General features: G+C 50.6%; 6 protein-coding genes and 1 pseudogene. All 7 read left to right on the top strand.

All coding sequences use genetic code 11. The features are described 5' to 3' along the window. The first annotated feature begins 688 nt into the window (after positions 1 to 688). The 7 genes and pseudogenes from wecB (at position 689) to IEQ42_RS23155 (ending at position 12,632) form a co-directional block, all read left to right on the top strand. Positions 689 to 1,843: pseudogene (wecB, locus tag IEQ42_RS23125) on the top strand (non-hydrolyzing UDP-N-acetylglucosamine 2-epimerase). Beyond that, the gene (gene wecC / locus IEQ42_RS23130; protein ID WP_210705422.1) at positions 1,840 to 3,102 is read left to right on the top strand and encodes a UDP-N-acetyl-D-mannosamine dehydrogenase; all 1,263 of its coding nucleotides are present in this window, start codon (positions 1,840 to 1,842) and stop codon (positions 3,100 to 3,102) included. Before wecB ends, wecC begins: the two are co-directional and overlap by 4 nt. 14 nt (positions 3,103 to 3,116) lie before the next feature. After that, positions 3,117 to 8,273: a glycosyltransferase family protein gene (locus IEQ42_RS23135; RefSeq protein ID WP_210705423.1), complete on the top strand. Its 5,157-nt coding sequence runs from the start codon at positions 3,117 to 3,119 to the stop codon at positions 8,271 to 8,273. After that, positions 8,248 to 9,528 carry a DUF6270 domain-containing protein gene (locus IEQ42_RS23140; protein WP_228732029.1) on the top strand — a complete coding sequence of 427 codons (1,281 nt, stop codon included), beginning with the start codon at positions 8,248 to 8,250 and terminating at the stop codon, positions 9,526 to 9,528. Before IEQ42_RS23135 ends, IEQ42_RS23140 begins: the two co-directional genes overlap by 26 nt. Beyond that, positions 9,500 to 10,372: a hypothetical protein gene (locus IEQ42_RS23145; RefSeq protein ID WP_210705425.1), complete on the top strand. Its 873-nt coding sequence runs from the start codon at positions 9,500 to 9,502 to the stop codon at positions 10,370 to 10,372. The genes IEQ42_RS23140 and IEQ42_RS23145 overlap by 29 nt, the downstream gene beginning before the upstream one ends. Before the next feature lie 54 nt (positions 10,373 to 10,426). After that, positions 10,427 to 10,813, top strand: coding sequence for a hypothetical protein (locus tag IEQ42_RS23150; protein WP_210705426.1), 387 nt, complete (start codon positions 10,427 to 10,429; stop codon positions 10,811 to 10,813). A 109-nt stretch (positions 10,814 to 10,922) separates the two neighbouring features. Next, entirely contained in the window at positions 10,923 to 12,632 is a 1,710-nt protein-coding gene (locus IEQ42_RS23155) for a hypothetical protein (RefSeq protein ID WP_210705427.1), read from the top strand. Positions 12,633 to 12,639 lie beyond the last annotated feature (7 nt).

Genomic DNA, 12,639 nt, shown 5'->3' on the forward strand with positions numbered 1-12,639 from the left:
AGGGTCTTTTCTCCGAGAGGCAGGGGGAACTATTTCTTCTCTCTTCAGTCCGCAGCCAGCCTCACCTGCACCCTGAGTATCTGCCCGGCGTGGCGTACCTGAACTGTATTTTTCGGCAGGGGAGATATCAGCATGCCTCCTCGCGAGAGGGGGTGAGCGCAGCTGTTCAGCCTCCTCATGAATGTTTTGTTACATTTTGAAATAATTTTAAATCTGAATAATTCGCGCATTTTTCACCATGGAGTACTCGGCAATGCTGAAGACCTTGTAGGAATCCGGATTTTTATCTGTAGGTCTTTTCCTACGGGGCTTTAAGGGAACCGCCTCGGTGAGTCAGCGTACGAAATCTCCTAAAGCTCATTCCTTTTCAGAGAAAAAACAAAGCTTTTCTGAAGCTTACTGGCGTTTGTCAATGCCAGAATCAGGCTGTAATACTGCCGTCTTGATGGTAGCCTTCGCTCCTAAGATGAAATTTTCATCATCTTTTGTTTCAACCCTTTGCACAGATTTCGGATTGTCGGCGATGGATTGCTAAGCGTGATACCTGCCTCTCTCCTTATATGACCTTTTGTTCATTATCCAGGCGCATTTTGCCGTCCGTGTGCATTGCCATGCCTTGGACTTTACGAATGTCGCGCGAGCGACAGAGCCTACGGTTAACGTCGTGTTTGTAGAAGAAGATGATTCTGTGACTCTTAAGACTTTGTCCGTTTTCGGTACCCGCCCCGAAGCCATCAAAATGGCACCTTTAGCGCTTCAACTCGCAAAGGATGATCGATTTGACTCTAGAGTTTGCGTGACTGCACAGCATCGCGAAATGCTGGATCAGGTACTTGATCTGTTCGAACTGTAACCCGATTACGATTTGAACATCATGAAGCCGGGTCAAGACCTGACTGATGTGACCGCCGCTATCATCCAAGGGCTCAAGCCGGTTTTGGAGGATTTCAAGCCAGATGTCATTTTGGTTCATGGGGATACCGCGACGACATTCGCTGCGAGTCTTGCCGCGTACTACCAGCAAATTCCGATCGCGCATGTCGAAGCAGGTTTGCGCACTAATAATCTTTATTCGCCGTGGCCTGAAGAAGGCAACCGTCGACTGACAGGTAGCCTCGCTGCGCTGCATTTCGCGCCGACGCCAACTTCGCGACAAAATCTGATTAATGAAGGCATCAATAACGGCACCGTCCATGTAACGGGTAACACCGTTGTCGATGCTTTGCTGGAGGTGGTGCAGAAGCTTGATGCACCTGAGTCCATGCTGCTGAATCAGCTCAAAGACAAGTTTGCTTTCCTGCCGGACGGCAGCAGGATGGTATTGGTGACCGGTCATCGCCGCGAGAATTTTGGCGGGGGTTTCGAGCGCATCTGTCTCGCGCTGATGGAAACTGCCAAGAAGTTTCCGCTCGTGGAGTTTGTATATCCGGTTCATCTGAATCCAAATGTTCGTGAGCCGGTCAACCGTATGCTGGCGGGTATTAGCAATGTGCACTTGATTGAGCCGCAGGACTATCTGCCGTTTGTGTACCTGATGACTCGCTCGCACATAATCCTGACCGATTCCGGTGGAATCCAGGAAGAGGCCCCTGCACTCGGCAAACCTGTGTTGGTAATGCGCGATACCACCGAGCGTCCGGAAGCTGTTGAAGCCGGCACAGTCAAACTGGTTGGGACTGAAGTTGATTCCATCGTCAATCACCTCACAGAATTGCTGAGTGACGAGGCTGTTTATAAAGCAATGAGTTATGCCCATAACCCTTACGGTGACGGCACCGCCTGCGCCAGTATTCGGGAGGCATTATTAAAATGGTTCAATGCGTCGGTTGAGGCAGTAGCATGAGTTTCGAAACAATTTCAGTTATTGGGATGGGCTACATCGGTCTTCCTACCGCTGCTGTTTTCGCTTCACGTCGCAAGAAAGTTATCGGTATCGATGTCAACCAGAAGGCGATCGATACTATCAACCGGGGCGAGATCCACATTGTCGAGCCTGAGCTGGATATGGTTGTTCATGCCGCAGTGACCGAAGGTTATCTGCGTGCTTCGATGACGCCTGAACCTGCGGATGCATTTTTGATCGCGGTGCCTACACCGTTCAAAGATCAGCACGTGCCGGACCTTAGTTACATCGAAGCTGCGAGCAGATCCATTGCTCCGGTGTTAAAGAAGAATGACCTGGTAATTCTTGAGTCCACATCTCCGGTCGGTGCAACTGAGCAAATGGCTGACTGGCTGGCTGAAGCTCGCCCTGATCTGACCTTTCCAGCGACCCATGGCGAGGACTCCGACATTCGTATCGCGCATTGTCCGGAGCGCGTGCTGCCAGGCCACGTCTTGCGCGAACTGGTCGAGAATGACCGAATCATCGGTGGTATGACCCCTAAATGCTCGGACGCCGCCGTGCGTCTCTACAGCGCTTTCGTTGAAGGGGAGTGCATCATCACTGATACGCGTACTGCCGAGATGTGCAAGCTGACCGAGAACAGTTTTCGCGACGTCAACATTGCGTTTGCCAATGAGCTGTCAATGATCTGCGAAAAGCTCGGTATCAATACGTGGGAACTGATTCGTCTGGCCAATCACCATCCTCGCGTCAACATTCTGCAACCAGGTCCAGGCGTTGGCGGTCACTGCATCGCAGTAGACCCGTGGTTCATTGTCAGTCGCACACCAGAGCTGGCGCGCCTGATTCGCTCCGCGCGCGAAGTCAACGACAGCAAACCTCAATGGGTCATTCAACAAGTCAAGTTGGCGCTGGCCGATTTTCTCTTGAAAAATTCAAACTTGTCCGCTCGTCAAGTTCGAGTGGCCTGTTACGGATTAGCGTTCAAGCCGGATATCGATGATCTGCGCGAAAGCCCTTCGCTGCACATTGCTCGTCAGCTGGGTGAGGAACTTGGGGTCGAGTTGTTGCTGGTTGAGCCGAACATCGAAGCGTTGCCTGTAGGTCTTGAGCAGCATCAATTGGTGGATAGCGCCTATGCCAACGACACTGCACATATTCATGTTTTGCTGGTTAAGCACCGTGAATTCAAAAAGATGGACTGCGTGCGTGATAACGCTGTTGTAATTGATGCCGCTGGCGTATTCGCGGCCTGAAAAGAGTATTGACGATGAGCACTGCCCAGCTGGCCGAACAGGCTTCGCATAAGGATGCAACGGCGCCATTGGCCGACATTCATGACCGCGTCATGGAGGCTTACTACGGAAAGCTGGGTGAGCATTTCATGCGTGAAACCCAAACGCGCATCCATTGGATTTGTGCTCAGGTGTCAGGCAAGCAAGTGCTTGATGTCGGATGTTCGCAAGGCATCGTACCGTTGTTACTTGCCCGCGAGGGATGCTCGGTCACTGGTGTCGATACCAGTCCGCAGGCGATAGCCGAGGCGTTGGATTATCTGCAAGCCGAGCCAGCGCATGTCCAGCAGAAGATCACTTACGTCAACGCGGACTTTCTTTCGCTGGATGCCAGTATCGCCGAGCCGGACACTATCGTGATCAGCGAAGTGCTGGAGCACTTGGTGCGTCCGGAAATATTTGTTGAAAAAGCGACGTCACTGCTCAAACCTGGTGGCCGACTGATTATTACCGTGCCGTTCGGCGTGAATGATTTCATCGATCACAAACACACCTTTTACTTGCTCGCCCCATTCCGAATGCTGAGCAAGCATTTGCATGTCACCGAAGTCAAGGTACTGGGCAAATGGTTGGGCATGGTTGCGCAAAAAGGTGAAGAGGGCGGCCTGCCATCCGACTTGAATCTGGGTGTCGAACAGATTCAGGGACTCGAGAAAGCTTTCGAAGCAGTAGAGCGAAACCTGAATTCCAGCCTTTCAAACGCTAAACAGCGTCTGGAAGAGGCGAACAATAAATACCGCGCTGCTACCGAACAGATTGCCTTGCTCAAACCCGAAGCGCAAAAAGTCTCTGCGCTCCAAAAAGCCTTGACGGGACACGAGAATGCATTGGTCGAATTGGCTCAGGTCAAGGAAAACCTTGACGAAGCCAATACCAAATACCGGAACGCGACGGAGCAGGCTCATTCGCTCAAGTCAGAAGTCAAAAGGCTTGAATCGCTGAACGCGGCGCTGCAACTAGAGAAGCAGCAGGCCGAAGAGCAAAGACTTCGTAGTGAAGCGCTTTGCGCGGACCTGGAGCAAAGCAAGCAGCAGGCCGAAGAGCAAAGACTTCGTAGTGAAGCGCTTTGCGCGAACCTGGAGCAAAACAAGCAAGCGCTGCTGGCACGCGTTGAAGAGCTCATGGTCGACTCCCAGTCGCGTGAGCAAGCTTTGCATTTGCACGAGCAACACTCACGCGAACTCGCCAACGAGTTAGCCGAGTGTCGCTCGCTGGTTGCCCATCTTGAGCGCGATGTGCAGGCAAGGATTGAACAGGCGTTGCTGGATGGCCGCCAATTTGAAGACGAGTGTTCTTTGCGGCAGGCACTGGAGGTTCAAATCAATGAACTCCAGCAACAGGCCAAACAAGAGCGTGATTTACTCGCCGAACAATTGTTTCACGAGAAAGCGAGCCATCAGTCTTTCGAACAATTGCTGAGCACAACTCAGGTGCAATGGCAGGAGATTCGTACAGAGCTCGAGCGAGAGTTGAGCGCCTCTAAAGGCTGGTTGGAAGAGGTCAATCAGAAATACAAAGAAGCCACAGGCAAGCAGATTCCGCATTTGCAGCAAAACCTTGATTCTTTGCTGGAAAAGACGGCCGCCCAGCAGAAAAAAATCGAGGAACTCAACGACAATCTTGAGCGTGCCAATACTCAGCGCCACCTTGCAGAGCAGCGTTTGATCAAGACCCGATCCAGCATGACTTACCAGCTGGGTTATCAGATCAAGTCCAACGCCAGTTCTCTGGGCGGCCTGGTGCGCCTGCCCACGGCCCTGTTCAACCTATATCGCAAGGCTGCAAAGCAGCGCAAGCAGGCGACTCAGAAGAGCATTGGTTTTGACAAGGAAGTGCCAGCGACGATTGCACCTGTCCTGACGTCAGGCGAGCCGCGCACGTTGCCAGCAGTTGTGGAGGCATCTGAGCAAATCCGCAGCAACTTGATCAATCAGGCCGACCAACCAAGAACGAACTTGAAAGTCGCCTGCGTGATGGACGAGTTCACTTATGGTTCATACCGCTATGAATGCAACTTGCTGCAGCTCACTCCGGAAAACTGGCAGTTCGAAATCGAAAGCTTCCAGCCTGAGCTGCTGTTTATCGAGTCGGCCTGGCGTGGCAAGGATGAGTTGTGGGGCAGTAAAGTCGGCCATAACTCGCAGGAGTTGCAGGGCATCCTCGCCTGGTGCGCCGACCGCCAGATTCCAACCGTGTTCTGGAACAAAGAAGATCCGGTTCACTTCGAAACATTCCTGACCACTGCCAAACAGTTTGATTTCGTATTCACGACCGATATCGATTGCATTCATCGCTACAAGGGTGCATTGGGGCATGAACGCGTGTACTTACTGCCATTTGCTTGCCAGCCGGCCGCGCATAACCCGATCGAACTGTACGAGCGAAAGGATGCCTTCTGCTTCGCGGGCGCTTATTACGCTCGTTACCCTGAACGCACCCGCGATCTGGGGAACTTCGTCCGCGAGTTACCTAAATTCCGGCCTCTGGAAATATTCGATCGAAATTTCGAAAAGAACGATCCTAACTACCAGTTCCCCGTCGAATATCGACCTTACATTGTCGGTACGCTGAGTTTTGATCAGATCGATACCGCTTACAAAGGCTATCGCTATGCGATCAACTTGAATTCGATCAAGCAATCGCAATCGATGTTTGCCCGTCGTGTATTTGAGTTGCTGGGTTGCAACACCATCACCGTGAGCAATTTTTCCCGGGGTGTACGGTTGTTATTCGGTGATCTTGTCGTGACCACCGACGACGGTCAGGAGATGGTTCGTCGCCTCGAGGCGCTGGCCGGTGACGAGATAAACAGCAGTAAGTTGCGCTTGGCCGCTCTACGAAAAGTCATGCAGGAGCATACCTATGCTCAGCGCCTTGACTATGTAATGAGCAAAGTCATGGGCAAAGCACCTACCGATGTCCTGCCGCAAGTCCATGTGGTAGCCAGCGCTGCGAACAGAACGGAACTTCAGGCGTTGGTTGCACATGTGCAACGTCAGACTTACACCCATCTGCGAATGAGCATCGTAGTGGGCGATGCGCTTAGCGCCACTGACGAAATAGATGATCCGCGTGTGTCGCTGATCACTGCACAAGAGGCTGGTAAAAAGCGTCTTGCCGAGATTGCCCTGACCGCGCCATTGTTGGCGGGTATGCTTGCCGTGGACTATTACGGTCCTAACTATTTGCTCGATCTTGTGCTTGCGACCCGTTATAGCCAGGCCAAGGTGACCGGCAAGAGTGCTTTCTATGAAAACGGTGAGCACGGTATCCGCTTAAACAATGACCGCCAGCAGTATCGTCCAGCGGCGAAAATAGCCGCGCGCAGTGCAATCATTAGTACCTGCCTGCAAGCCGATGAGCAGGTGGGCGAATGGGTCGTATCGCTGCCACAGCTTGAGTACGTCCACGATCAGATTATGGGCATCGACGCTTTTAACTACTGCAGAAATGCAGAGGGGCTCGATGATGCTGAACTACGTGACACCGTTGATGACCTTAAGCTGCATACAGGCATAAGCATCGACGAACTTCAGGCGCAGGCCGAAGCGATCGAGCCCATGGTCGATGAGCATAACGCGCCCGAAATCTCAGGTCGTAGCCTTGCTGAGCTTTTCGGGCCTGATCGCAGTAAATTCGTGCACACTCGCGTGGAGTTCGATAACTGGCACTTGAGGTCGGAGCTGGACGACAACAAGCACGAATATATTTATTCGCAGCAGGATTTGAGTGTCCAGCATTTCGTACAGGGCGATCAGCTCAAGCTGTATCTGGACGTCACGCCCGGTTTGAATGTGCAGTTGGTGGTTCTGTTTCTGGACGCACAGAAACAGCGAATCAGCCATGTCATGCAACATGCTAATCGCAATCACACAGCGCAGATTCCACCGGAAGCGGCGTTCCTCCGTCTCGGTGTCCGCGTGTATGCCAATGGTCATGCTGAAATCAGGGCTCTCGTTCTGGGGCATCGGGACTTGCAACCCTCGGACATGTTGACCAAAGCAGAGCACTTGCTGGTAACCAATCATTATCCTGCGTATGACGATCTGTACCGAAACGGCTTCGTTCACACTCGCGTGCGTGCTTATCAGGAACGTGGCCTTGAGGTAGATGTGTTCCGGCTGCGCAAGAATGAGTCGGTCAGTTATCACGAGTTCGAAAACGTCAACGTCGTAACCGGTTCGAAGTCGACGCTGGCCAAAATGTTGGAGAAGGGGCAGTACAAGTCTGTTCTGGTGCACTTCCTTGATGCTGACATGTGGAAAGTCCTCAGCCAGCATGTCCATCAAACGAAGGTGGTCGTATGGGTACACGGTGCTGAAATCCAGCCATGGTGGCGTCGTGAATATAACTACAGCACTGAAGACCAATTGCAATTGGCCAAACTCGACAGTGAGAAACGCCTGGGTTTCTGGCGCGACCTGCTGCAACCGATGCCGGCCAACCTGAAGCTGATTTTTGTATCTCGTTACTTTGCTGAAGAAGTGATGGAGGATCTGGGCTTTCGACTGCCAGAAGACCAGTACGACATCATTCATAATCCGATCAACACCGATGTGTTTTCCTATCAGGAAAAACCGGTTGAGCAGCGAAAGAAAATTCTCTCGATCAGGCCATATGCATCCGGCAAATATGCCAATGACTTGAGCGTCAAAGCGATCCAGTTGCTTGCCGGCAAACCGTACTTTCATGAGCTTGAGTTTCACATGATTGGTGACGGGGTGCTGTTCGAAGAAACGCTTCTGCCTCTGCGTCAGTACCCGAACGTCAAAATCGAGCGCCGTTTCCTCAAGCATCAGGAAATCGCTGCATTGCATAAAGATTATGGAATGTTCCTGTGCCCGACCCGAATGGATGCGCAGGGCGTTTCCCGTGATGAGGCCATGGCCTCAGGTTTGGTTCCTGTCACCAATGCGGTGACGGCGATTCCCGAGTTTGTGGATGACGATTGCGGTGTATTGGCGCCAGGCGATGATGCAGAAGCCATGGCAGAAGGGATTGCAAGAGTCGTTGAGCAACCTCGTTTGTTTGCAGCTATGTCGGCAGCAGCCCGCGCTCGTATCGAACGTCAGACATCGATGATGACGATCTTGAGCCGTGAGTTGGATGTTATTGAAGAGTCAGGACGGTGAAGCGATTGATTCGACAGGAGCGCAAAATGATCGGGCTTGCTCTGTGAGCCCGATCAAGGTGTTGATCATAGGTAGTTGTGTCAGCAGAGACATTTTCAACTATGACAAAGAGCAGCATTTTGAGCTGACGTCTTACTTTGCACGCAGTTCTTTCGCGAGCGCTTTTTCTACAATCCCCACTGTAGATCGATACAGCGCAAATCTGACCTCCAGATTTCAAGCGGCGATTGTAAAGGCCGATTTGGAAAAAACGGCTCAATCGACGTTGTCGGGTACCCAGTTTGATGTGCTTCTCGTTGATCTTATCGACGAAAGATTCAAGCTGTTCAGCGATCCGGATGGAAGTGTTTTTACCGTTTCAAATGAGCTGTGCAAAGCGGGTTTTGATCCGGAAAAAGTACCGGGAGAGTTGATCAAGTCCGGCACCAACGAGCACTTCGCATTGTGGGAGGCGGGCTGGGAAAAATTCGTCGGTCTGATGAAGTCTGCAGGCGCCTTGCCAAAAGTTATCGGCAACAGGACAGCCTGGAGTGCCCAGACTAAAACGGGTAAGGAGTTTGGCTCTGGATTCAGTCTTGCCCGGATCAATGCAGCCAACGCCTATCTGGAACGACTGTATGAGCGCATGAGTCGAGATCTGCAGGCCAGTCAATTCGTGCAGCCGCCTGCGGATACGATTTTTGGAGACGAAGACCATCAGTGGGGACTGAGTCCCTTTCACTATGTCGACGAATATTACAAATTTTTCCTTCAAAGGCTCAAAGTCTCTGTTTTCGCTGAAGCTTGTGGCGTCACTGAGGATCTGGACGATGCAGAAATCTTTCCGGGTCGACTAATTCGTTCTGGTGTTTTTTACAGCAATGTTGATCATTGGCCACAGGTTACCAGGCTTGAGCCACGTCTTTTCAGAGGCACCGGAACATGTACCAAAGTTGACGAAAAACTACATTTTTCGTTCCAGGGTAACCAGGCTTGCCAAGTGCGGTTGCCATTACCGCAACCCGTGATTGCAAACGGCCTCAGCGTTCGACTGGCGTTGTCGGGATGGGCATCCTTCGAATCGCTCTCGATTGGTTATAACGAGGATGGCGAATTTCGAGGCCTGACCTGTTTCAATGCGAAAAATGACGTCTGGATAGATTTCGAATTTGGACATGCCGACCTGATTTTTGATATTCAGAACAACTTTTTAAAGTCGCCAGTTGGTCGGTATCCCAGAAGTGAAAATGTATCTGAAGGGTGTGCCATCTGCTGAAGGCGCGAGCCTTTCGATCGAAAGTGTTTCTATCTGGAAGGAAAAATCGGAAAACCCAGACAGAAACCCGATTGTGTTCAATAGTTCACCAATCGACAGTCTGGCAACCACGTTGTTTGCTGCAATTTTCGAGTCATTGAACCAACGATTTCCCGAGGCCACAACTCAGGCAATGGAATATCTGTCGCTCGGCGCGTGCCCGTTAAAGGGGAATAAGGCTTTGTCATGGTCGTCGACCCAAGAACTTCCAAATGGTCTGGACGATCCTGAACATCTTGCATCCTGGCATTGCTTACACCCCGCAGTCATTCTGATGTTGCACGCGCGCAATAGTGACGATATTTCGGCCCTTATGTCTGCGCGGGAACTTATCAATAGCTGGCTGGATCGCAATTATTTCAAAGTGGCAGAAGAAAGAGCGACTGTTTGGAGCGCTCACGTTGTCGCCGAGCGGACGTTGTCTCTCTTGATGATGTGGGATTTCGGCGTCCGCCTACAATTTGATCGCCGGTTTATGGCCAGGTTGCATGGATGTATTTTCAAACATGCGCAGTTATTGAGTAATGATGTTTTTTATATTGCGGGATCCGCTGAAAAAGCGCCGCAAAGCCTGCTCGCGCAAAATATAGCGTTGTGTGCGGTAAGCGTTGTAATGGATCAATGGAATTTCTCAACAGACTGGCTTTCCAGGTCGCTGGACCGGTGGGCTGTTCTGTCTCGAGATGAGGCGCTGTCTGGTTTGTTTTCAGGTTCACCAAACACGGGGTTTTCAAGGTATACCCAGCAGCTCGGGGCCTTGTTGAAACGGCTTGCGGAGCTCAGTCATCCGATAAAAAGTCCGTAATAGCCAGACAAGTCGTAGTAAAGACATTAATCACAGAGTGGTCGAGTACGAAGTATGAAATGTAAGTTTATGATTTTCGCAGCGATGCTGATGCTGGCAGCATGCGATGGCAAGGACGGCTCCGTTAAACTTAAGCTGGAGGATGGGAATCAGCTGGCTGTCGAGGGGACGCTTCTTCAGGAAAGCAATGTTTCAGGCGCTCAAGGCGAACTTAAGGTTAATAAGTTTGTTGTCGCCGAATCCCCCAAGAAAACCGAAAAGATCATTTCTAAAGAACTAATGAAGCTGGGTTATCGTCGGAAGGTCATTGATGAGTCTGACGTCTCATATAAAGTTCATTATCACAAAAAGAATTGGCCCGTTATCGGTGGGCTGTACACCTTGCAGGCAGATACTAAAGCACCAGGCTCGCGAGTTTCGATCTATTGGAAAGTTAATTAATACTGGCAGTTGCTAACAGGATTTTCCGCTCTGGCGTGATGAGGTAGGCGAATATGGGTAATTTTTCAAGCCTGGAAGCTTTCGAGTAATGGTCAGTCTCCAGAGCCTTATGAAAACCACGTTGGGGTGGTGTTACTCGCTGGGCGGAAAATTTGTCAAAGTAGTGCCTTTCACAACAATAACGGTTCAGGCTGCGCATTTTTTTTCGCAAGTATTATTGTTGTTGACGTTTTTCTTGCCTTTGAAGGTCTTGATTCTTCTGGGTAGCGAAAAAATTCCGCATTACTTTCCACTGTATTTGCAGAATGTGAAGAAGACGCATCTGATCATAGCGTTTAGTGCCTTGGCGCTGATCTGCTACGTTCTCTATGTGATCGCTTGTTTTGTCATCTCATACTATTCAAAACGCGGTGCAGACAAGCTGTTGAAAAACAGTGCGAAGCTCAGCCTATTTGAAAATCAGCGGAAAGTGGCAGCGCAAGCGTACTCAAAATTTACCCGAGGCTTGGCCGCGGGAACCTTTGTAGCGGTAGTCTTTATCATTCTGCTGTTTATCTATCCGTCGTTGGTTTTCGTGGTGTTGCTCTATAGCGTGACGGCGGGGAGCGCGCTGGTTGCGCTATATAATCGCAAGCCCGACGTTCGCAAATTGATTCAGATTCATTATTTGGATGTGTTGAGCACGCTTTCATCTGTCGGCTTTCTGATAGCGTTTTTCTGTATGGTGGCCGATTATCTTTTTTTCAATCCGCCGAAGATTTTTGCGGCATTGATCGCTCTTTTGTTGCTGCGACAAGGCCTGTCCAGAGTTACGACAATGGTTCAGGACGTGATATCCCTTCGGTCGCAATATCGTCAGATAAACGCAATGTTTTTTCATGACAAGCCTTTGATTTCGAGTGACGGTGTCTACACGCCTGAAATCAAGAGCTTGTTAAATGAGGAGAGTAGAAAAATCTGGATGTCCGAAGTAATGACATCCCTTGAAAGTTCTTTTAAAACTGTCGTTTCCAGTTCGTGGAGCCAGCTAGCACAGCCCAATATTTATTGTTTTGAAACTGTGCTTTCAAATGAAAATGGTCAGCAGAGAAAGTTTCTGTTCAAGTTGTTCGATAGCTCTGCGGTTTTTCTAGCCAAGCGTGAGCGGTTGCTATTACAAAGTATGCCAGGCATTCCCTCTTTGCAATTTGCTGGTGCAGCGACAGTACAGGAATTCAGCTGTCACGTATTCGAGTGTGGGAGCTTTCGCAAAGTATTACCGCACGAACAAGGCGCTGGCTTGATCGCGCTTGCGCAAAAGTTGATGTCGCTGGAACCTGAGGAGGAACTGGTTCAGCAGTTCGGTCGCTCGCACACCTATCTTGAACAGCGATTGACAGATGAGTTGCTGTCCAATTTTTCAATGGTGGTCTCCAAGGACAATGCATCGTTGCTGCAGCAATTTCAGTTGCATTACGCCGGCATCATTTCAGTCATTGAAAAGTTACCAAGGCAATTGGTCTGTACGGATATCAACCCGTGCACACTGTTGTTATCCGAGTCCGCAGATGTGTGTGCAAATCATTGGCCTAACTGGAAGATCGAACCGACCGGCGCCAACTGGCTCAATATCGATCGTCAAAAATTTCTGCGGGCAATCAACGAGGCGAAGGCTTTGCGTCCGTCTCTGGCCGATGTTCCCAGCACGGCAATCATGGTTTGTGCATTGACTTACGCCTTTGAACGCCTGTGCTCTCGGGGCAGCTATGACGATGCCCTGGCGCTTCTACATGATCTTCTTGAAAACTTTCAATCGCTTGAAACCGCTACCGCCCAGTAAAGGAATT

Origin of the sequence: Pseudomonas iridis, assembly GCF_017980685.1 — a bacterium.
Classification (GTDB): domain Bacteria; phylum Pseudomonadota; class Gammaproteobacteria; order Pseudomonadales; family Pseudomonadaceae; genus Aquipseudomonas; species Aquipseudomonas iridis.

Coding starts and splice junctions, on each gene's coding strand:
- IEQ42_RS23145 (WP_210705425.1), top strand. CDS start 9,500: ATGTATCTGAAGGGTGTGCCATCTGCTGAAGGCGCGAGCCTTTCGATC.
- IEQ42_RS23155 (WP_210705427.1), top strand. CDS start 10,923: ATGAAAACCACGTTGGGGTGGTGTTACTCGCTGGGCGGAAAATTTGTC.
- IEQ42_RS23150 (WP_210705426.1), top strand. CDS start 10,427: ATGAAATGTAAGTTTATGATTTTCGCAGCGATGCTGATGCTGGCAGCA.
- IEQ42_RS23135 (WP_210705423.1), top strand. CDS start 3,117: ATGAGCACTGCCCAGCTGGCCGAACAGGCTTCGCATAAGGATGCAACG.
- wecC (WP_210705422.1), top strand. CDS start 1,840: ATGAGTTTCGAAACAATTTCAGTTATTGGGATGGGCTACATCGGTCTT.
- IEQ42_RS23140 (WP_228732029.1), top strand. CDS start 8,248: ATGTTATTGAAGAGTCAGGACGGTGAAGCGATTGATTCGACAGGAGCG.